The organism is Clostridium aromativorans (genome assembly GCF_020908015.1).
Taxonomy (GTDB): Bacteria; Bacillota; Clostridia; order Clostridiales; family Clostridiaceae; genus Clostridium_B; species Clostridium_B aromativorans.
On the sequence record NZ_JAJJPB010000005.1, the window covers coordinates 31395 to 51917 of the forward strand.

The following is a 20523-nucleotide window of genomic DNA, read 5'->3' on the forward strand; positions in this document are numbered from 1 at the left end:
ACGAATTTTTATTCAAAATTCATGAAAAATATTCGTATATTTTGTTGACTGGAGCGTCTAATTTTGATACCATGTTGAAGGAGGGATGCTACTTGAAAGAAAAATATGATGTTGTAATAGTTGGAGCTGGCCCTGCAGGAATATTTACTGCTTTGGAAATTACTAAACTTAATAGGAACATGAGTGTATTGATAATTGATAAAGGGCGAAATATAGAAAACAGGAAATGCCCTGCGAGAACGACTGGAAAATGTATGAATTGCAATCCATGTGGTATTACTTCTGGCTGGTCAGGTGCAGGAGCTTTTTCTGATGGAAAGCTTTCACTGAGTCCAGAAGTAGGAGGAAGGATTTTAGAGTATTTTTCAGAAGATGAATGTAAGAAATTAATAAAATATTGTGACGATATATATCTAAAATTTGGAGCCAATAAAACTGTATATGGATTAAATAATGAAAAAGTAGATAAAGTGAAATATGAAGCAAGCAAATATAATATAAGGCTTATAGAATGTCCGGTTAGACATTTGGGAACGGAATTAGCCTATGATGTATTGAAAAAAATGTATTATCATCTTTTAAATAATATAAATATAGAATTCAGTGAGCTTACCACGGTGAAGGATATATTGGTTGAGAATGGTGAAGTTATAGGGGTAGCTATTAAAAATAAAGATGGAGAAAAAAATATTCTGGCAGATTATGTAGTAGTGGCTCCAGGTAGAGGCGGTGCAGAGTGGTTTGCAGTTCAGTCCAAAAGACTGAAATTAAAAACCACCAACAATGCTGTAGATATAGGAGTAAGAGTGGAAGTTCCAAATTCTATAATGGATAACCTTACAAAAGATCTATATGAGGCAAAACTTATATATTATTCAGACACTTTTGATAATAAAGTTAGAACTTTTTGCATGAATCCAGGAGGAGTTGTATCGGAAGAACATTATGATGGTACCATAGCTGTAGTAAATGGACACAGCTATGAGGAAAAAGAGCTCAGAACAGAAAATACTAATTTCGCTATGCTGGTTTCTACATCTTTTACAGAACCGTTTAATCAACCCATAACCTACGGTAAATATATTGCGAAACTTGGGAACATGCTTACGGGAGGAGGGATTATGGTTCAAAGACTGGGAGATCTGTTAAATGGAAGGCGAACAGATTATTCAAGACTTAAGAAATCCACTACTATACCAACTTTAAAATCAGCAGTTCCTGGGGATTTAAGTTTTGTATTACCCCAGAGATATTTGACATCTATAGTTGAAGCATTAAAAGCTTTTAATAATGTTGCACCAGGACTTTACAGTAAAAACACACTGCTCTATGGTGTAGAAGTAAAATTTTATTCCAGCAAATTTGAAACCAATGACAAATTTGAAACATCTATAAAAAATTTATATGCCATAGGAGATGGTGCCGGAATTACAAGAGGGCTTATGCAGGCCTCGGTAACTGGAGTAGTAGTGGCTAGGGATATAACTAAAAAATAGCTAAAATATCTGCTTCTATTATAATTATTTATTTAAATATTAACCTATATAAAAAGGGGAGGAAATTCTTATGTCAGCATTTATTGTTTTGGGAGCCCAATGGGGTGATGAGGGAAAAGGTAAAATAACAGATTACCTTGCTAAAAATTCAGATGTTGTTGTTAGGTTTCAAGGTGGCAGCAATGCAGGACATACGGTTGAAACAGGCGGCAAACAATATAAACTTCATCTTATACCGTCGGGAATACTTTATGGGGATAAAATCAATATAATAGGTAATGGCGTGGTACTTGATCCAAAAGCTTTATTTGAAGAAATAGACTATTTGAAAAAAGCATATGTTAATATATCACCTCAAAACTTAATTATTAGCGATAGAGCCCAACTTGTGATGCCCTATCATAAAGTTTTAGATGGTATTAAAGAGAGGTCCAGAGGCAAAAAAGATATAGGCACGACAGGAAAGGGAATTGGACCTTGTTATACTGATAAAATGGAGAGAAGCGGTATAAGAATATGTGATCTCATACATCAAGATGTATTCGAGGAAAAACTGAGGGAAAATTTAAAAGTAAAAAACGATATAATAACAAAGGTATATGGAGAAAAGCCTTTGGAATTTGACTCGATATACAATGAGTACATTAATTATGGAAAAGCATTGGAACCTTATGTAAAAGATATATCAGTAGAGGTTTATAGAAATATAAAAGATGGAAGAAAAGTATTATTTGAAGGAGCACAGGGAACTCTGCTGGATGTGGATTATGGCACTTATCCTTATGTTACCTCTTCCAGTACTATTGCAGGAGGAGTTTGTATTGGTTCAGGGATTGGACCTACTGTGATAACGGGTGCAGTAGGTGTGGCAAAAGCTTATACTACAAGGGTAGGAAAAGGTCCTTTCCCCACAGAACTTTTTGATGAGACAGGAAATTGGCTTAGGGAAAATGGTCATGAATATGGAGTTACTACGGGTAGAGCCAGAAGGTGTGGATGGCTGGATTTGGTGATACTTAAGACCAGCGCCAGACTTTCGGGACTTACAAGTTTTGCAATTACTAAAATAGATACTCTGGCAGGACTTGAAAAAGTAAAAGTATGTATAGGGTATAAGCTTAATGGAAAGGTTATAGATTATGTACCTGCAAGTCTAGAGGATTTGGCTAGATGTGAACCCGTATACGAAGAATTTCAAGGGTGGAACAGGAGTATAGAGAATGCAAGGACCTATGATGAATTACCAGGTGCTGCTAAAAAGTATTTGAGTAAAATAGAAGATTTCACAGATACAAAGATATCTATAGTCTCTGTAGGACCAGGTAGGGATCAAACAATAGATGTAAGCCATATTTAAAGAATTAGTTTATATCATCTTTAAGTAAGTTTTTGTAATAAGACTTATTTAAAGATGATATCTTATTCTATGGAAAAAGTGAATATTGTATTATAATATTAATTATAGTATGTGGCTGGAGATGAAAATAAATTTATCTATTATATTTTAAATATTACAATTGAGGGGAATGAGAGATAATGAATAGATCAGTTGCTGAAAAGGAATATGAAGTGAACTACTATGAAATAGATTATAAAGAGAGGCTGCTTATAACCAGTCTTGTGAATTACTTTGGAGATATAGCTACCAAGCATTCTGAAAATGTTGGAGGTGGACTGAGTTATTCGAGGAAAAATGGAGTGGCATGGGTGCTGTATAAGTGGAATATAGATATAAAGCACTACCCTGAATATGGTCAAAAAATCAGGGTGAGGACCAATGCCTGCTCTTTTAGAAAATTTTATGGTTACAGAACTTTTGAAGTATTTGATAAAGAAGACAATATGATAGCAAAAGCCAATTCAATATGGCTTTTAATAGATACCAATAAGAGAAAAATATTGAGAATAACTGAAGATATGTATAAAATTTTTGGATTGACGGAAAAGGACAATAAGCCTCTATTAATCAAAAATGTGAAATTACCTAAAAAATTTACCATAGAAAAAAGTTTCAATGTAAGATATAGTGACATAGATACCAACAAGCATGTCAATAATGTAAAATATATAGATTGGATTTTGGAAACTATTCCTCTGAATATAATACTTGAATACAACATAAAGCACATAAATATAACTTATGAAAAGGAAGCACTATACGGTGAAAAAATAAAGATATTTACTGAATTAAAAAAACAAGATGAAGGTTATATATCTTTACATAAAATTATTGATAACAATGGAAAGGAATTATCTGTAATAGAAGCTATTTGGGATGCCAATGAAAAATAAGAGAGAAATGCTGATGAATTATGATTCAGCAGCACTTGTCCCTGCTACAAAACCAGAACTCCATGCCCATTGTAAATTAAAACCACCACAGCATCCATCTACATCTAGTATTTCACCAGCTAGGTATAGATGTTCTATTTTTTTAGATTCAAGTGTATTATAGTCTATTTCATCAGTACTGACACCGCCGCAGGTGACCTGTGAATTTTTAAAGGAATTAGTATCGTATACCATGAATTCCCAGCATTTCAACAAATTGCATATGCTCTTTTTTTCACGCCAACTCAGCTCATAACAGGGCTTATGGATGTCATTTACTGCAGCTTCTTTTAAAAGTATTGGTATTATTTTTTTGTTTATTATTCCTATAAGTGAGTTATAAACGCTCCTGTAATTGAAAGTTCCCCAATGGTTTTCTAAAAATTCTAACAGACTTTCTCTTTTTAAATCTGGAAGCATGTCAATTCTGATCTTTACGGATCTTTTATTCAATAAATTACAGGAAGCTATACGGCTTATTTCCAATATAGGAGGACCTGATATGCCGTAGTCTGTAAATAGAATTTCGCCGTATTCTCGCTGCTGTATCTCATTATCTACTAATATCTCAACGTATCCATTGAATTTTACCCCAGATAGAGCTCTTAAGTGATCGTATCTTAATTTTAACTGCACCAGGGCGGGAAGAGGGGTTATTATACTGTGGCCTAAATTTTTGCATATATTAAAACCTGAGCCGTCAGAACCAGTATGGGGAGCAGATTTACCACCAGTGCATAATATGATTTTGTTGCATTTATAAACCTTATCACGGCAAAAAAGTTTAAAATATTTTTTATCGCGAATTATATCAGTAACTTTGGAATTTAAATAAATTGGTATATTTCTATCTTCAATTGCCATTCTTAATATATCCAGTACAGATGAGGCTTGAAGGGAAAGAGGATACATTTTTCCGTTTTCCAGAGTTGTTAGAGGAAGTCCTAGAGAATCAAAAAATGTGATTGTGTCCCTAACGGAAAATTTATTTAAAATATTTTTAACAAAATCAAGATTTCTACTGTGATATTTAGTGAAAATTATATTTTTATTTGTTATATTACATCTGCCGTTTCCAGTAGATAAGATCTTATTGCCCATCCTATTTTTGGATTCTAATATTGCCACATCTTTTCCATTGTCCTTTGCAGTAATTGATGCCATAATGCCAGAAGCACCTGCACCAATTACAATTATATTATGAAACAAAAGGTATACCTCCTTTTTAATAAAGCCTATAGTGTATATTTTAACTTACTTATGATATTTTTAGTATAGTTTATAATTATAAATTGCCATAAAATATATATATTTATGGAGAATTGTTTATAATAATATTAAGAATGAAATTATTTTATGAGGAGTGTATGAGTATGAAAGCTTCTAATTTTCTCTATTATAAGAATTGGGCGGTGATTGGAAATGTTTCTACGGAAGGGAAATATGCCTTTAAAATAGTAAATTCTCTAAAAAATTCAGGATATGATGTGATTGGAATAAACCCCAGAAATATTGCTGGAGATACTCACGAATATATAAAAAAGGCATTTTCAAAGATCCATGTACTGGATTTGTGTATAAATCCCAGCAAAGGAATTGATATAGTTAAGATAGCAAATGAAGCGGGAGTGGATAAGATATTAGTACAACCTGGAGCAGAAAGCCAGGAAATATTGGACTTTTGCAATAATAACGGAATAGATGCTGTCTGTGGATGTGCACTTGCAGAATTATCTAAAAGACATCAAAGGTAGGAGGGTTTTAATTTATGTTAAAAATATATGCAGTATCCGATTCCATAGGTGAGACTGCAGAACTTGTAGCTAAAGGAACTGCCTGTCAATTTTATTCTGATATAGAAGTGCATAGGGTACCGTATATAAAAAGCTGTAGTGATGTAAATAAATTTATAAATGGCTTGGATAGCAAAGAAAATATTATGATCATATCTACTATCGTACTTGTAGAAGTGAGAGAATTTTTAGTTCAGAGGTGTATAGAATCTGGTATACCTGTAAATAACATCTTAGGGCCCTGTATAAGTATGGCATCTAGGCTTTTAAATAAGATACCTGAATACAGGCCGGGTGCTGTATGGGAAATAGATTCCCGGTACTATAAAAAGATAGAGGCAGTGGAATTTGCTATTAGGTATGATGACAGTAAGGATAATTCGGGCATAAGATATGCTGATGTAGTATTATTGGGACTTTCTAGAACTTCTAAGACTCCACTTTGTATGTATTTAGCTAATAAAGGAATAAAAGCTTTGAATATACCACTTATGCCGGAAGTACCGATACCAGAGGAACTGTTTCAAGTTGATAGAAAAAAGATTGTGGCTCTTACTATAGATCCTATACATCTGATAGAAATAAGAAAACATAGAATGGATAGATATAATATGATGTCTACAAAATTGAAGTATGCTGATGAAGAGAGAGTTCTTCAGGAATTGGAGTTTTCGGACAGGCTTATAAAGAAATTACACTGCAAAGTAATAGACGTGACAAAAAGAGCTATTGAAGATACCGCCCTTATTATAATGGAGTATATAGGGTATGTAGGTACAAAAAACTATTAAGGTAAGCAGAAAGTTGAATAATTAATTTTAAACTCGAAGATTTTCTTAAAGTGTTGATATATAAGGATTTTAGAGAAAATATAGGGAAATGAATCTTATAATCTGGGAAAAAGGTGTTGACACTTTAAAGAATATTTTGTATTATAGACTATGTCAGGTCGCAGGGATATAACATAGAAGAATGTATAAGGCCCCTTGGTCAAGTGGTTAAGACACCACCCTTTCACGGTGGTAACAGCAGTTCAAGTCTGCTAGGGGTCACCACAATTATATGGGTACATACTCAGCTAAATGAGTATCTGCCTTATAAGCAAGATACTCATAATAGTTTGAGTGCCGTGGGTCTGCCATGTGGAGCTTTTTAATGTGGCTCAGTAGCTCAGCTGGTTAGAGTGCCGGCCTGTCACGCCGGAGGTCGAGGGTTCGATACCCTTCTGAGTCGCCATGTATACAAATATCTATATATTTGTAGAGCAAATAATGAATTGACTTAAATGAGAAGTCTACTCTAGAAGGGAGGCTTACTCATTTAAGTTGAGGATTGTAATGTGTTTTTTAATTTTATAAAATAAGGGCCCCTTGGTCAAGTGGTTAAGACACCACCCTTTCACGGTGGTAACAGCAGTTCAAGTCTGCTAGGGGTCACCACAATCATATGGGCGCATAGCTCAGCTGGGAGAGCATCTGCCTTACAAGCAGAGGGTCACAGGTTCGAGCCCTGTTGTGCCCACCATGTGAAATTGTTTTAATGTGGCTCAGTAGCTCAGCTGGTTAGAGTGCCGGCCTGTCACGCCGGAGGTCGAGGGTTCGATACCCTTCTGAGTCGCCATGTACGCTGGCATAGCTCAGTTGGTAGAGCAACTGACTTGTAATCGAAGATTGAGGAATGTCAGTAAAAATTTAATAAGATCGGTTAAATGACCATCTATTTATTGTTAATTTTAAACAGTAAGTAGGTGGTCATTTTTTATGCGTGTAGAACTGAATAAAAGAGTAATAAACAAGACACTAGGCGAAGGATTCGAGGAATTTATTTTATATTGTAGAGCTAAAAATTTAAGACCTGCTACAATAAAACACTATCGGGGAATGTCACAAATAATATTCAAGTTCATAAAGCCAGATACAAAATTAAAGGAAATAAATCCTCATACTGTAGAACAATTCATAATATCGTTGAGAACTCGGACAAAAGAATGTGATATTAGCATTAATACAACTTTGGTTACACTCAGAGCTACACTTTATTACTGTATGAAATTGGGGTATATGGACAGATTTAAAATTCATTTAGTAAAGACGGATAAAAAGATTATAGAAACTTATACGGATGAAGAATTGAAGCTATTATTAAAAAAGCCAGATGTGCGAAATTGTACATTCCTTGAATATCGGTGTTGGGTATGTGTAAATTTTCTCATTGCTACAGGTTGCAGGGCGCAAACTTTGTGTAGCATGAAGATTCAGGATTTGGACTTTGAAAATCTACTTATAACCTATACACATACGAAGAATAGAAAACAACAAATTATACCTATGTCACGTAGTTTAAAGATGGTACTGATTGAATATCTGAGTTACAGAGGAGGAGAACCAGAGGATTATTTATTTGTTAATTCTTATGGTGGTTATCTAAGGACTGATCAGTTATCTCATAATTTAGTCAAATATAACAGGCGTAGAGGAGTAATAACAACTGGAGTTCATAGGTTCAGACATACTTTTGCCAAGAAATGGATTTTAAATGGTGGTGATGTTTTTAAATTGCAGAAGATTTTGGGGCATAGCAGTTTACAGATGGTACGAGAGTATATAAATATGTTTACTGACGATTTATCAAAAGGATTTGACGAGGTGAACCCACTGGAGCAATTGAATCATACGAATAAAAAAGAATTTATAGATATGAGGAGGAGGAGATAAAAATAAATGAAAAATAGTAAAGTCGATATAGAGAAAGTTCAACAATTTACAGCAGGTGTAGTATTCATAATAATTTTAATTGCTTGTGTAGTAGGGTTACAAAGTTGTGCCAATTCACCAGATGGAGATCAAAAGCAGCAGAGTGAAGTTTTATCATGGCAGGATAAAAGAAATATGATGATATGTGATAATGGGATTAAGAACACCAAAGACACCTTTAAGGATAATACAGATACCTACAAGCTGTATGACAATATTCAATTTAATATCACGAGCCTAAAGAAGCTAGAAACTAATTTTGCTGATAAAATCTCCGTACAAAACAAAAGAAACGAATATAAGGAAAGATTATTAACTACCTATGCTCAACTAGGATTAATTTCAAAGATGTTAGAGGAGCCACAGACCTATTCAAACATAAAAGTTAGAAATGCTATGGAAGTTATAAATGGTCAAATTCAGGAAGCACAGCAGAGCTACAATAAATTAAAAGCTGAAGGAGTTAGCATTGCAGGGAAAGAAGGAGAGGTAAAAAATGGAAACAAAGAACAACAGTGAATATAAATTTTTAAACAAGTTTCTTGAAGATAATTGCATAGATAAAGATAAAATAGTCATACAGGAAGTAAAAATTTTCAAATGTTGGGTAGATATTTTTGTTGTAGAAAAAGAAAAAGGAAAATCAGCAATTATTCTTACAAAAGGTCATGGAAAATTAGAAGCACCCATAACAAAGATAAATACAGAGTCGATCATTTTAAATGATGTTGAAATAAGTAAAATACAGGGAGTTATATAGATGTTTAAAATTAAAAAGCCACAGAACATGCGGGACAGTGAAAGAACTATAAAAAAGGTACTGGACTATAATATAGCATATATTCAGACAGAGAACGAAGAAGAACGGGACATTATTTTATCAGAATTAGAATACTGGGATATCTTTTATAAGCTTATGATTAAAGACGATTATATTTGGGTAATTGTGGATAACAACAAGCCATATAACAAGGCTTTATTACAGCTATTGAGGACGAAGAACGAAAAAGAAGCCCTTGATGTTATCAACAGGGCAACAACACAAAAACAGAAGAAAGCAATGAAACAAGCTGCCGAAGCAATCGGGATATACTAGTCACATTTTATATATAGGTACTTATGAATTTCGTAGGACATAGAGAATGTGATAATATCAACGTCTATAACATATTTCACTTAGTCAATCCAGCATGTATCTATATAACAGTAATATAACCTTTAAGATCTTTTATAGTTAGTTTGTATTTGAAATTAAAAAGTAGAATCCGGAAATGGGTAATAACTGGATTCTACTCTTACACGATTAAAAACAGAATATCAATTAATGCTCTACTACAATTAAATATCAATAAATACTCTGTTCTTGATGTCTCTATTTTATTTCAAAAAATTTAAGATGTCAAGGGGTGTGTTTCCTATGCTCTTTTTTGAGTTCGTCAGGACTCACTTTTTTAAAGGGAGTATATGTGAGTTGTTATGCACTGTAGCAACGTTAAAAAGGACATACAGTAGGTGTTGTAGAGCCGATGCAGAAAGTCTACAGGGATATGACGTGTAGTTCTGCTATTCTATCGATGTTCCTCAAACGGGTGTATCTGTCCGTTTAATAAATTAGATAGGAGAGGTATACCGATTTAGGCAATAAGGTGATGTGCAGGGCGGTATTTGCATGGGATAACCTTATTACAATAGCAGTGTGTCAGAAACTTCAAAACTCATGTACAGATGTACTAGACGCAGTTTTGTCCTTTAACTAGGGCAAACTATATCATTGCTTAAAATCTATTGCCAGATGATACTGTGGATTAAATGTGTATAAGTGTTGCCAAAAGTGGCAACGGTGAGGAGTTAAAACCACTACCCTGATTTAGGGGACTGGTGGTTCAAATTAATGATAAGCTACTTCTTAAACCGTCTGATTTAGACGGTATGTATGCCACAGAAGAATTATTGAACAATCCAGATTTAGCCATTAAAGCATTTACAGCATTTAATAAGATGGAAGCACAGTTGAAAAACAATAGCACAGCTATAATGAGTATTAGTTGAAGTTTAAATTGTGTCGTATTTGTTAAGAGGGTAAGATCCACGTATTTTCCAGGGGCTTCCACCGTTGGTAGGGTTTGTAGGAATTGAAAATAAATTATAATATGGAAATATAAGGAATATAAAAAGGAAAAATAAAATAAATTTGTAAATAAAAGTAATTAATACAGTTTGGCAATATAGATTAGTACAGTAGTGGGGATAGGGTAGGAGGTAGGACTAGTAGGCAGGAGGAGAGGAGGGCGAGTAGTAATAAGTTATAGTGTTAAGTAAACATTGAATACAGATAGACACTAACATGAGGATAAGTAGGTAGGCAGCAGGATAGGGAGATAGTAAGGGTGTAGTTATGTTTATAGAGAGCACCCGTTAAAACTTACAGAGGGGATGAATAAGACAGGTTAGGCGGTTAAGAGGTATAAGAAGGTTAGCTCGACATATACATGGTGTGTTTCTCCAAAAGTTGGGAAAGAATAAGATGTTTACATAATGTTAACATTTAGTTACATATCAAACAGATGTACTACAACAAAGAAGGCTACATTTATTACATATATTTACAAAAATGGTAATTATGAATTGGAAAACATGTTGAATAACCTCCTAATAATTGTAAATGATCTTATACTTGAAGCTGATAGTCTAGTTATACCAAGGGATAGAAGGTTATGAACTATTAAAACTTAACTTCGTAAAAAGAATATTTAGCGAAGTTGACCACATAGTCAATACCTAAAACAGAGTAACAGGCAACAAGCAAGAATCATTCCAAAGATTTTATGATAGGAAAACAAAGGAGAACATACATTATTTTGCAGATGGACATATCCGCTTATTACCTGAGAATCAATTTCAGTGATAAGGCTAGTACAGATTATGTAATAACACTAATACAGTTGAACAAATATGTATAATTTTGGATATGGTAGATGTTGGGATAATACTGGAATATTTTTACAAGTGATATGGAAGTTTTTAAATGACTTATGCTAGAGGTAGTCTTTGGGTTTTTTGAGTGTTCGACATGTTATATAACAGTTATCAATATATAGTGTAGTAGTTAAGACACAACCACAAGATGTAGGGGTATAACAGTTACATAGGTGCTTCTTAAACAGCGGAGGGAGAGACCTCTGCAAATATCAAGGATGTATAACAGTTACATAGGTACTTCTTAAACCACATTATTCTCCTCTCCTTTTAAATGGGAAAGCAATTATGACAGTTACATGGACAAGTCTTATTACCCACCTATTATAGATATTGAACATAAGATACAGAGATATCTGACAAAATCAGTTTTAATCTTTTTTGATTGTATAACAAGCATATTCCATAAGACTTGCATAGCCTTTATATTACAGTAGATCCGCCTAGTACCTTTAATTACTATCTATGTTGTTAAAACAAGAAAGATCAATTAGGTATTTTTTAGGGGGTATTTTTCAATTTTAAATTCATGACGGAGCGAAGCGAAGTTATTAATTTAAATATTGCTAGTATTACCCGTTTAGACCTTTATACCTCGCTACGCTCGTGAGCTACTCGCCTATGGCTCGTATCTCAACCTTTCATATATCCTTTTTATATATCTTTAAGAACTCAGTTTTTTATTTTTTATAACTACTCTTTCTTTTAAGAGCTGACCTTTATAAACGTTGCAGTTGAGCCATTTATTTTTCATTTTAACACTTTTTATTTTACAAAAGTGTTAAGACTGTTTTCAAACCTGATTTAGTCGAGTACCTATTATAAAAAACTATAAAAATTTATAAATTTTTTTAATATTAAGGTTATAAAAAGTTCGTTTAGCTTTTTATATGTTTGAGGTAGAAAAATGTAAAAAGTTTTAATATCTCAAACAAATTAAAAAAAGGAGAGATTATTTAATATGCAAACAATGATCAACAAGAAAACAGGAGAAATCTACAATCTTATTAATGTGAGGAACTGGGCGGAACTATTGGAGACAGCTACAAGGGAATTAAAGAATTTTGAGTTAAAGCTTTTTACTTATGCTCTTTCACAAGGTGGAAATATTGTAATCAGTAAAAAGAATATGCAAGCTATAACTGGTACAGGTGTTCAAAATATTTATTTACAGGTAAAAAAGGTAGACTTTAAGGGACTGGCAGAATTAGACAAGGTAGACGGGACAGTTTATACCTTAAAAATAAATGGAATAGAAGAGCTATAAATTGTCAGATATTACTGTAATTGATAGCTTAATGGGAACTGGAAAGACTACTTACAGCTTTGATTTAATAAGACACTCACAACCAGAGGAAAGGTTTATTTTTGTTACTCCATTTATAGATGAAATAGACAGAATTAAAAAGGAATTGCCAGAAAGAAACTTCTATACACCTAAAACAAACAATAGCAAGGGGACAAAACTGGAAGGGCTAAAGATATTGTTAAGGCTTGGAGTAAACATTGTCACTACTCATGCCCTCTTTAAAAGATGTGATGAGGAAGTGGCAGAACTCATTGAAGGTTATGGCTACAATCTTATAGTTGATGAAGTTGCAGAGGTTGTGCAAAAGATGGATATTGTAAAGGAAGATATTAAGATCCTTTTTAAGTCTGAAACAATCGTTGAAAAAGATAAATGGATAAAATGGGTTGGCACAGATAGAAGCTATAGAGGTGGTTTACGTGATGTTATGGAGCAATGTTTTATGAACAATGTATATCACTATGGCGAGGACTTTTTTATGTGGACATTTCCCGTACAAATTTTCAAGAGTTTTAGGAATATTTATGTACTAACTTATATGTTTGAAGGATCTTTAATGAAGAATTATTTTGATCTGTTTGATCTTCAGTATAATTTGAAATCAGTTGAAAATGGCAAGCTGACGGAGTACAAAAAGCCAGACACTTCAAAATATAAAGATCTAATAAATATATATGAAGGTAGATTGAATGAGAGTGGGGAAGAAGATTATTCTTTGTCAAAAACTTATTACCAGAAATACAACAAGGGAAGATCAAAGAAATTGGAGATGTTAAAAGGCAATTTATTCAACTATTTTCATAATGTAATAAAGGCAAAAAGTAGTCAAATACTCTGGACAACCTTCAAGGACTATAAAAATGTACTCAAAGGAAAAGGATATACAAAAGGTTTTCTATCATGTAACGCCAGAGCCACAAACAAGTATAGAGATAGAGATACTTTAGCATATACTGTAAATAGGTTCTCAGAGCCTTATGTAAAACAGTTCTTCAAGGCTCAAGGCGTCAATATAGATGATGAAAAAATTGCTTTAAATGAGATGTTACAGTGGATTTTTAGGAGTGCTGTAAGAGATGGCAAAAAGATCAATATTTATGTACCGTCTGCAAGAATGAGGGGACTTCTTACGGAGTGGTTATTAGGCGAGTAAGAATAGCTAAAAATTTTTTATCGGGGAATAAAAAAGTTCTCCGATATTTTTTTATTTTGTCCGTCACAAGTTTAAATATTTAACTACATGTATTTATGAAAGGGGGAAAGAAACAGGATGGGAGTTTATCAAAATAAAATTCCAGTACGTCAATATAATAGGCAAACAGGCGAATATATTAGAACATTTGAGAGTATGTCACAAGCAGCAGCAGCTACAGGAACAGACTACAGAAGCATTTCACAGGTTTGTAAAGGAAAATACAAAACTGCTGGAGGGTATAAATGGAAATTAAAGGAGGAAAAAAAAGATGATAGAAAGAAAAAATTTTGATGATGATACTTATATAAGAGGATTAAGCAAATTAGAAAAAGATGGAAAAAAGTATATAAATAGCAGGGATTTTGCAGAGATGGCAGGATTGAACCACGAGCAATTATATTGGCTAATCAGTAATATAATTGATAGTTATGAGGAATTAAATGATCCAGAATATTTTATTGATAGTGATTATTTAGGCTATAACAATGCTTCTTATTTGTGTTATGGAATAGCACCAAAAGGAGCAGAAATTTTAATAACTGAAATTAAAAATAATTTAGATGTTCTGCTAAATAATGTATATGGAAGATTAGAAGATGAAGGGAAGGAAGATGAATAATGAGCACAACAATTGAAATTGGAGGAACAAAAGAAAAATATTGTACAGCTGAAGAAATTGCTAATTTTATAAGAGCAGACTTGGACACAATACTATACGATATTAAAGTATTAATTGAGGAATTGAAGGATTACAAGGGTTTTACAGATGAAGAAGTGAAGAAATTTTATATTGAGGATAGGACAGGTTATTTAGTGTCAAGTGCAGGAATAGACTATCTTTTTTCAGCTATTGTAGATGTTTTAAAAGCAGATCTGTTAGATGAGGATATAGAAGGGGTAGAAGAATAAAATGATAAGGATAGAAAAAACAGAGAAAAAGGGATATTTCGAATAGAAGCAGAGGATCTCGCAAAAGATTATAAAAAACATTTCATACTGGATTATTATAAAGATTTTAGCGATAGTGAAATAAAATACTATCATATCAGCAGAATAGGGGTAATACTTCTTAAATATGTAATAGATAAAGAATTAGAAAGGCGCTTTAGTATAATTTGGGAAGATTTAGGCGGTGATGAAGCATTAGAAGATGGAGAGTGTACGAAAGAAGAATATGCTTTAATATATGGTAAAGAATTTGCAGATATTACATTTAAAGAATTTGAGGAGGAAAAAAATAGAAAATTAGGTCACAATTTGATATACCTTCTTTTTTTGAGTTAAAACAGGTTATAAAAGAGGCTCTCACCTTTGATCGTATATAGGGTAAGTAGTAGTAGGAAAAAGTTAAACTTTTAAAAGGTAATGAAATTTACCTAAATATAAGAGTTTAACTTTAAAAAAGTAATGAATTTTACTTACCTTATATAAAGGAGGAAATAAATGGCAGAAAATCCACGAATAGTTGTAGAAGCCGATACTTCACAGGCTATACAAGCTCTTAATTCATTAACACAAACTATGTCACGTATTAAGGATAACATGAATAAGAGTACTACTGCAATATCTACAAGTATGAAGAACGTCGGAAACAGCATGAAGAATGTAGGTAATTCAATGGCTGATGTAGGTGCGAAGGGATTCGTAGCTATCACACTTCCTATTGCAGGATTGACAAAACAGATATTAGACGTTGGTTCTAACATGGTGTCTTTTGAAGCGACGTATAAACAAGTATTTAAAGGATTAGCAAGTTCAGCAAATAGTTGGTCTGCTAGTTTTGGAAAAAGTATAGGGCTAAACTCTACAGTTATTAAACAATCTTTGTTAGATTTTCAGAGTTACAGCCAGAACATGGGAATGACTGGAAAATCAGCATTAAATTTTTCTGAGAAAATGACTTCTTTAACTGCGGATCTCGCCGCTTTTAAAAACATGGACATGTCAGAAGCAGGTGACAGGCTAATGGCTATGTTTAGAGGTGAATATGACAGTGCTGAAGCCTTAGGACTGGCAATAAATGAGACTACAATAAAGCAGGAAATGATGAGGGAAGGTCTACAGGGACAGTTTTCAGACTTAGATCAGACCACTAAAATGCAATTACTGTATAATCTAGCAATATATCAGTCCAAAGACGCTCAAGGACAGGCGGCAAGAGAAGCCGACCAGTATCAAAACAAAATTCAAAACTTAAGAGCTCAACTTGCAGATGTAGCAAAAAGTTTATTTACTATTATGTTACCGGTAATCCAGAAGGTCATGAGCGTAATAAGCGGACTTATCACGTGGTTCAATTCGTTATCAGATACTACAAAAAAATGGATATTGATTATTGCTGGTGTAGTTGCTGTGATTATGCCTTTGATAATGTATCTGGGAATCTTTATAGCTAGTCTAGGAACAATAATATCCGTCGTTGGTGCAATTATAGGGGCTTTAGGTGTTTTTATAGGCACAATAGGATTTGTAGGCGTGGCAATAATAGCTTTGGCGGTACTAGCAGTTAAAAACTGGCAGGCAATCAAAGAAACAGCAATCTGGGCATGGAACGGAATAAGAGACGGTTTTGTATCTGCTTGGAACACAATTAAAAGTGTTGCTGCAACAATCTGGGGAGTAATAACTGCGCCATTCAAGAAAGCGTGGAACACAATTAAACAAGTATATGCAGACATAAAAGCAGGTTTTAAAAATGCGTTTAATTTTCAAATACCGCACATACCTTTACCACATTTTAATATTACAGGTAAGCTGTCTCTTAATCCACCACAGATCCCAAAAATATCAGTAAACTGGTATAAAAAGGGTGGACTTGCAACAGAAGCGAGTTTAATCGGCGTTGGTGAAAAAGATAATGAAGCAATTTTGCCACTAAACTCAAATGTTTTGGGTAAATTAGGAGCCAATATTGCAAGTCATATGCCAGAAGCGACAAAAGAAAGCACAGGAAATACCACCTTTAATCAAACCTTTAATATCAATGCAGCAATAAGATCAAATGAAGATATTCAGGAATTAGCTAGAAGAATAAAGAAGTTACAGGAAAGAGGAGAACGAGCAGCAGGATCTTTATTATATGATTAGTAGAGAAGGGAGTGGGTATAGATGTTGATTACAAATGAAATAGAGAAATTAATTCTTTATAAAACTAGACATGATTTAACATGGAAGGAAATAGCTAAGCAGCTTGAAATATCCTGTAAACAACTCTCTTTAATCGTGCATGGTCATGTAAATGTAAGTAACAGAGTATATAAGGCAATAGAAAATCTTTTTAGACGTGAACAATTTTATGACGCTTTGGATTGGGACTTAAATTTATAATGGCAAGAATTAGAGAAGCAAATATATTTTACAGATATAAAATTAATTCTGAAGCCAAAGGATCTCCCCTAACACTGAATATTGATGATAAAACAGCTAAAAAGTACCAAAAAAGGTTAAGCGGTAGAAGCTTGTCCAGCATTGATAGTGAAGTTTGGGAATACATTATTCTATTGTTAAATGATAGTGAGAATTTTACACCCGACGAACGGAATCAGGAAATTATTCACCTCAACAGCTGGTATGAAAGAGCTACAGGAGGTCGACAATTACGTCCAGAAATGTTGACCGCTTGCGCTGATTTTTTACTTGCAGATTATTTTAATGATAGAAGTTCAGACAAAGTTACAAATGAAGAATTCCCGGTACTTGGGTACGACCAACTTTTACTTCGCAGAAAAAGAGAAATGTCTTTAGAAGATCCAAAATTGGAATTTTTTGACTCAAAGAAATATGAAATTGCTCATAAAAAATATACTCAAGAAAATAAGGAAAACAAATAGAAGGGAGATTGTAATATATGATAAGGCTATACAATAAAGGAAAATCATGTAAACTTGCACAAAAGGTTATAAATGAAAGATTACAGGGTACTTCCCTATATGATTTAGAGACTATCATATCTGCATATGTAATGGAGGCAAATGAAGGAAAATCCAGAGGGGTAAAATATCTAATGGGATTTGCACAAGGTACTGCCAGCATGATCATGCATATCTCAGAGAAATTAATACCTGAAAAAACCGATATAAATATAATAAAAAATAGAAAAATGTTCAAAATGTATTTATGGTTAAATTTTAAAATAAAGGGATCTAACAAAGGCTTCCAAAAGAGTAAAGAATTTAAAGATGGGTTTATGGGTAGCATAGATTACTTTTTAGACAATTTAAATTGATATTATAGGTTATAAAAAGTTATTTTACCTATATTATACAATGAGCAAGTGTCTGTCAAACTACTTGCTTAAATTTATATTTTTTTAAAATCTTTTAGGTTTTCTTCTTAATACGTTTGTTTGTTTGTTGTGTCAGATAAATTGACATAGTGTAGCATGGGGGTATCTAAGGATATTCCCTGAACTTTTTTTAAATGTTAGTAACAAGGATTATATAAATTAAATGTTAAAGAAAGGGAGGTAATAACGGATTGATAAGAAAGATTAGATTTTCTAGTACACTTATAAAAGAGCTGCTTTCATATTGTAATACTGATACTAAACATTTTACAGAAAGTGGACTTTGGGAATATTCGCCAAACTTGTTATATCAAATTATTCAGAATCGTAATAATATTTCAACACAGGTACAGGATCATCTGAATGATATCTTTTTTAACAAAATAGGGCTTTCGTATGATGATGTTATGGAAGTCTATAAAATTATAGATTTAAAAAAGAAAATGTCTGTAAAATACAAGCAAGCTGTTGCAGTATATAAAGAGAAGGAGGAAGATAGCAACAATGAATGAAGAATTAAATATTAAAAAAACAAAAGGGGATATAATGGCTCGTAATAAAAAACAAGCTGAACGGTTGAAAGAATTAACTGAAGGTTATGGCGAAGAAATAAAGGAATTGTCATTAAAAGAAAAAAGATACAAAAAATTAAAAGAAGCTTATTCCAGAGGTGAGAAACTTAAGCCTGCTAGCTTGCTCGAGTTAGGTTTATATATGGCAGAATTAAAGAAAGCTAAGGAATCCGCAGGACAGGAGGAACAAGAATAATAGTGTTAAATAAACATGTAAAATATGCAATAGATCAGCAAATAAAATTTGATGTGGCTCTTATAATGAATTTGTACAAATCTATACAGGAGCATAAAACTGTCGATTGTTCACCTATTGCAGTTAAAAAGATAAAAGAACTGAATACCAGAATTTTAGCATTAAAACAATTTTTAAAGGAGGAAGATAATTAATGTCAGGTATATTATTAAAAGATGGAGAAACTTCCATACTAGATATGTCAGAAATAGAAACTTTTTTAACTAACTATAAAGCAGAGGTAGAAGCAACAAAACAGAAGATATCACAGGCAGAAACAAGTTTAACAAGTGAGAAAGAGAATTTAAAAAATCTGTATGCTCAAAATTTATTAAGTCCGTCAGATACTTACAGGACAGATATCAATGAATCTGAAGCCACTATATCAAACTATGAAACGATTATTTCACAGGAAAAAGAGAGACTGGCAGGACTTGAAAAAATACCTAAAGAAAATAGCACATTTCAATCATTATTAGAGTCCTATTCTGCACAGATAAGAGAAGATGTAGCAACCTTTAAAAATATAGATGAAAAAGCTATCTGGAATCAATTAGCAGATTTAAGGAATCAGCAGGAAGAACTATTTAGAGAACTTATTACAGCAAGAAGTGCAGTATATAATGCTGTAGGGAAATTTAATGGAATATGCAAGTATACAGCAGGAAGAAACGATTTAACAACTGGAATAGATTTTCATAAAAATTTGAGAATGGTGAATCCAGTAGCACCAGAAGCAGGAATTTTATTTCCTAACACGGATAACACTAGTAATATCCTTCAAAAGTTTGATTATGCTAAAAGAGGAATACAACGCTAAAACTTTTGAAAGGAGGTAAAACCCTCACGTATGAATATTAGAAAATCTGATGAAGAAGATAAATTACCCATATTATCTACTTTATGTAAAAGTAAAACAAAAGACTATATGAAAGAACTGAAGGATAAAGGAATTATAGAATTTAAGGAAGGTAAAGAACTACCTGAAGTTAACCTTCAGAGAACCAGCTATAATAAAAACGAGCTGTGTGCTGTGTTACTTTTATATATTTGTTATGACTTCAGATATAGCAATGCCCAATTAAGTAAAGAATTGGGGGTAGATAGGTGGACAATAGGTAAAATAAGAAACTCCCCCGAATTTAAAAAGATGTATAGCGATAGAATGAATGAACTATTATCTGTTGCACATGGAGAAGCTATACAGACTTTGAGAAGGATATTAAAGGATCCAAAATCCTCAAACAAAAATTTAATTGACGCCTCACAAACAATTTTAAGACATACATCAGATGTTGCAGAAATTTTAAGAAAAACAGACAAGCATGAAGATGTGGATGTTGACGAACTTTTAAAAGCCATTGAGGAAGCATAGAGAAAGAATTAAGGAATGAGCGTAAAAACTTGTTCCTCAATTTTTTTTATCTATAAAGTCACAATTTCATCACGTCAGATTGTCTTTATTTGCCGTTTAAAATTAAAACAGGTATCATAGAGGTATGCAAAATCGTAATAGGGCTTAAACGGGCTGTATACGTCATATAGAAGGTAGGGACAAAATATACTGTCTCAGAGGTA

Annotated in this window: 24 protein-coding genes and 5 tRNA genes; 28 read left to right on the forward strand and 1 reads right to left on the reverse strand. The window is 33.0% G+C overall.

All coding sequences use genetic code 11. The features are described from left to right. Positions 1-92 precede the first annotated feature (92 nt). From LN736_RS06145 to LN736_RS06155, 3 genes are all read left to right on the forward strand, one after another. Entirely contained in the window at positions 93-1496 is a 1404-nt protein-coding gene (locus LN736_RS06145) for an NAD(P)/FAD-dependent oxidoreductase (RefSeq protein ID WP_150356484.1), read from the forward strand. 70 nt (positions 1497-1566) lie between these two features. Then, complete coding sequence (locus tag LN736_RS06150) at positions 1567-2853, forward strand: adenylosuccinate synthase (RefSeq protein WP_150356485.1); 1287 nt, start codon at positions 1567-1569, stop codon at positions 2851-2853. Positions 2854-3032: 179 nt separating this feature from the next. Continuing rightward, positions 3033-3788 (forward strand): acyl-[acyl-carrier-protein] thioesterase, encoded by a 756-nt coding sequence (locus tag LN736_RS06155; RefSeq protein ID WP_229981212.1) that lies wholly within the window; start codon positions 3033-3035, stop codon positions 3786-3788. Between the two features lie 18 nt (positions 3789-3806). Here the strand turns inward: LN736_RS06155 and LN736_RS06160 are convergent, their stop codons facing one another. After that, entirely contained in the window at positions 3807-5036 is a 1230-nt protein-coding gene (locus LN736_RS06160) for a BaiN/RdsA family NAD(P)/FAD-dependent oxidoreductase (RefSeq protein ID WP_150356487.1), read from the reverse strand. 164 nt (positions 5037-5200) lie between these two features. Here LN736_RS06160 and LN736_RS06165 point away from each other — a divergent pair, with 164 nt between their 5' ends. The 25 genes from LN736_RS06165 (at position 5201) to LN736_RS06285 (ending at position 20320) form a co-directional block, all read left to right on the forward strand. Then, positions 5201-5581 carry a CoA-binding protein gene (locus LN736_RS06165; protein ID WP_150356488.1) on the forward strand — a complete coding sequence of 127 codons (381 nt, stop codon included), beginning with the start codon at positions 5201-5203 and terminating at the stop codon, positions 5579-5581. 14 nt (positions 5582-5595) lie between these two features. Beyond that, positions 5596-6411 carry a pyruvate, water dikinase regulatory protein gene (locus LN736_RS06170; protein WP_150356489.1) on the forward strand — a complete coding sequence of 272 codons (816 nt, stop codon included), beginning with the start codon at positions 5596-5598 and terminating at the stop codon, positions 6409-6411. Positions 6412-6600: 189 nt separating this feature from the next. Further along, positions 6601-6675, forward strand: a tRNA-Glu gene (locus tag LN736_RS06175). A gap of 104 nt (positions 6676-6779) precedes the next feature. Beyond that, a tRNA-Asp gene (locus tag LN736_RS06180) sits at positions 6780-6856 on the forward strand. Between the two features lie 128 nt (positions 6857-6984). Next, a tRNA-Glu gene (locus LN736_RS06185) sits at positions 6985-7059 on the forward strand. A 9-nt stretch (positions 7060-7068) separates the two neighbouring features. Beyond that, positions 7069-7144, forward strand: a tRNA-Val gene (locus tag LN736_RS06190). 19 nt (positions 7145-7163) lie between these two features. Continuing rightward, positions 7164-7240 (forward strand) — tRNA-Asp (locus LN736_RS06195). 140 nt (positions 7241-7380) lie between these two features. Next, complete coding sequence (locus LN736_RS06200) at positions 7381-8334, forward strand: tyrosine-type recombinase/integrase (protein WP_229981213.1); 954 nt, start codon at positions 7381-7383, stop codon at positions 8332-8334. 6 nt (positions 8335-8340) lie between these two features. Next, the gene (locus LN736_RS06205) at positions 8341-8892 is read left to right on the forward strand and encodes a hypothetical protein (RefSeq protein ID WP_229981214.1); all 552 of its coding nucleotides are present in this window, start codon (positions 8341-8343) and stop codon (positions 8890-8892) included. Continuing rightward, positions 8870-9133: a hypothetical protein gene (locus LN736_RS06210; protein WP_229981215.1), complete on the forward strand. Its 264-nt coding sequence runs from the start codon at positions 8870-8872 to the stop codon at positions 9131-9133. The genes LN736_RS06205 and LN736_RS06210 overlap by 23 nt, the downstream gene beginning before the upstream one ends. Then, positions 9134-9469 carry a hypothetical protein gene (locus LN736_RS06215; protein ID WP_229981216.1) on the forward strand — a complete coding sequence of 112 codons (336 nt, stop codon included), beginning with the start codon at positions 9134-9136 and terminating at the stop codon, positions 9467-9469. Between the two features lie 2841 nt (positions 9470-12310). After that, positions 12311-12616, forward strand: a complete 306-nt coding sequence (locus LN736_RS06220) for a hypothetical protein (RefSeq protein WP_229981217.1) — start codon at positions 12311-12313, stop codon at positions 12614-12616. Between the two features lies 1 nt (position 12617). Then, entirely contained in the window at positions 12618-13811 is a 1194-nt protein-coding gene (locus tag LN736_RS06225) for a DEAD/DEAH box helicase family protein (protein WP_229981218.1), read from the forward strand. Positions 13812-13928: 117 nt separating this feature from the next. After that, a complete protein-coding gene (locus LN736_RS06230; RefSeq protein WP_229981219.1) occupies positions 13929-14144 on the forward strand; it encodes an NUMOD1 domain-containing DNA-binding protein in 216 nt (71 codons plus the stop codon). After that, positions 14122-14472: a winged-helix domain-containing protein gene (locus tag LN736_RS06235; protein WP_229981220.1), complete on the forward strand. Its 351-nt coding sequence runs from the start codon at positions 14122-14124 to the stop codon at positions 14470-14472. The genes LN736_RS06230 and LN736_RS06235 overlap by 23 nt, the downstream gene beginning before the upstream one ends. Continuing rightward, positions 14472-14762, forward strand: coding sequence for a hypothetical protein (locus tag LN736_RS06240; RefSeq protein WP_229981221.1), 291 nt, complete (start codon positions 14472-14474; stop codon positions 14760-14762). The genes LN736_RS06235 and LN736_RS06240 overlap by 1 nt, the downstream gene beginning before the upstream one ends. A 534-nt stretch (positions 14763-15296) precedes the next feature. Next, a complete protein-coding gene (locus tag LN736_RS06245; protein ID WP_229981222.1) occupies positions 15297-16940 on the forward strand; it encodes a phage tail tape measure protein in 1644 nt (547 codons plus the stop codon). A 21-nt stretch (positions 16941-16961) separates the two neighbouring features. After that, positions 16962-17180: a hypothetical protein gene (locus LN736_RS06250; protein ID WP_229981223.1), complete on the forward strand. Its 219-nt coding sequence runs from the start codon at positions 16962-16964 to the stop codon at positions 17178-17180. Next, the gene (locus LN736_RS06255) at positions 17180-17683 is read left to right on the forward strand and encodes a hypothetical protein (RefSeq protein WP_229981224.1); all 504 of its coding nucleotides are present in this window, start codon (positions 17180-17182) and stop codon (positions 17681-17683) included. The genes LN736_RS06250 and LN736_RS06255 overlap by 1 nt, the downstream gene beginning before the upstream one ends. A 17-nt stretch (positions 17684-17700) precedes the next feature. Next, complete coding sequence (locus LN736_RS06260; protein WP_229981225.1) at positions 17701-18078, forward strand: hypothetical protein; 378 nt, start codon at positions 17701-17703, stop codon at positions 18076-18078. A gap of 251 nt (positions 18079-18329) precedes the next feature. Then, complete coding sequence (locus tag LN736_RS06265) at positions 18330-18650, forward strand: hypothetical protein (protein ID WP_229981226.1); 321 nt, start codon at positions 18330-18332, stop codon at positions 18648-18650. Further along, positions 18643-18906, forward strand: coding sequence for a hypothetical protein (locus LN736_RS06270; RefSeq protein ID WP_229981227.1), 264 nt, complete (start codon positions 18643-18645; stop codon positions 18904-18906). The genes LN736_RS06265 and LN736_RS06270 overlap by 8 nt, the downstream gene beginning before the upstream one ends. Positions 18907-18908: 2 nt before the next feature. Continuing rightward, entirely contained in the window at positions 18909-19100 is a 192-nt protein-coding gene (locus tag LN736_RS06275; RefSeq protein ID WP_229981228.1) for a hypothetical protein, read from the forward strand. After that, positions 19100-19765, forward strand: coding sequence for a hypothetical protein (locus tag LN736_RS06280; RefSeq protein ID WP_229981229.1), 666 nt, complete (start codon positions 19100-19102; stop codon positions 19763-19765). The genes LN736_RS06275 and LN736_RS06280 overlap by 1 nt, the downstream gene beginning before the upstream one ends. A 30-nt stretch (positions 19766-19795) precedes the next feature. Continuing rightward, positions 19796-20320: a hypothetical protein gene (locus LN736_RS06285; RefSeq protein WP_229981230.1), complete on the forward strand. Its 525-nt coding sequence runs from the start codon at positions 19796-19798 to the stop codon at positions 20318-20320. The last annotated feature ends 203 nt before the right edge of the window (positions 20321-20523 follow it).

What these genes read in the sequence shown, in the direction of transcription:
- LN736_RS06170 (WP_150356489.1), top strand. Translation starts at nt 5,596, where the DNA reads ATGTTAAAAATATATGCAGTATCCGATTCCATAGGTGAGACTGCAGAA.
- LN736_RS06220 (WP_229981217.1), top strand. Translation starts at nt 12,311, where the DNA reads ATGCAAACAATGATCAACAAGAAAACAGGAGAAATCTACAATCTTATT.
- LN736_RS06255 (WP_229981224.1), top strand. Translation starts at nt 17,180, where the DNA reads ATGGCAAGAATTAGAGAAGCAAATATATTTTACAGATATAAAATTAAT.
- LN736_RS06270 (WP_229981227.1), top strand. Translation starts at nt 18,643, where the DNA reads ATGAATGAAGAATTAAATATTAAAAAAACAAAAGGGGATATAATGGCT.
- LN736_RS06285 (WP_229981230.1), top strand. Translation starts at nt 19,796, where the DNA reads ATGAATATTAGAAAATCTGATGAAGAAGATAAATTACCCATATTATCT.
- LN736_RS06155 (WP_229981212.1), top strand. Translation starts at nt 3,033, where the DNA reads ATGAATAGATCAGTTGCTGAAAAGGAATATGAAGTGAACTACTATGAA.
- LN736_RS06205 (WP_229981214.1), top strand. Translation starts at nt 8,341, where the DNA reads ATGAAAAATAGTAAAGTCGATATAGAGAAAGTTCAACAATTTACAGCA.
- LN736_RS06280 (WP_229981229.1), top strand. Translation starts at nt 19,100, where the DNA reads ATGTCAGGTATATTATTAAAAGATGGAGAAACTTCCATACTAGATATG.
- LN736_RS06235 (WP_229981220.1), top strand. Translation starts at nt 14,122, where the DNA reads ATGATAGAAAGAAAAAATTTTGATGATGATACTTATATAAGAGGATTA.
- LN736_RS06210 (WP_229981215.1), top strand. Translation starts at nt 8,870, where the DNA reads ATGGAAACAAAGAACAACAGTGAATATAAATTTTTAAACAAGTTTCTT.
- LN736_RS06200 (WP_229981213.1), top strand. Translation starts at nt 7,381, where the DNA reads ATGCGTGTAGAACTGAATAAAAGAGTAATAAACAAGACACTAGGCGAA.
- LN736_RS06245 (WP_229981222.1), top strand. Translation starts at nt 15,297, where the DNA reads ATGGCAGAAAATCCACGAATAGTTGTAGAAGCCGATACTTCACAGGCT.
- LN736_RS06240 (WP_229981221.1), top strand. Translation starts at nt 14,472, where the DNA reads ATGAGCACAACAATTGAAATTGGAGGAACAAAAGAAAAATATTGTACA.
- LN736_RS06150 (WP_150356485.1), top strand. Translation starts at nt 1,567, where the DNA reads ATGTCAGCATTTATTGTTTTGGGAGCCCAATGGGGTGATGAGGGAAAA.
- LN736_RS06215 (WP_229981216.1), top strand. Translation starts at nt 9,134, where the DNA reads ATGTTTAAAATTAAAAAGCCACAGAACATGCGGGACAGTGAAAGAACT.
- LN736_RS06250 (WP_229981223.1), top strand. Translation starts at nt 16,962, where the DNA reads ATGTTGATTACAAATGAAATAGAGAAATTAATTCTTTATAAAACTAGA.
- LN736_RS06230 (WP_229981219.1), top strand. Translation starts at nt 13,929, where the DNA reads ATGGGAGTTTATCAAAATAAAATTCCAGTACGTCAATATAATAGGCAA.
- LN736_RS06260 (WP_229981225.1), top strand. Translation starts at nt 17,701, where the DNA reads ATGATAAGGCTATACAATAAAGGAAAATCATGTAAACTTGCACAAAAG.
- LN736_RS06165 (WP_150356488.1), top strand. Translation starts at nt 5,201, where the DNA reads ATGAAAGCTTCTAATTTTCTCTATTATAAGAATTGGGCGGTGATTGGA.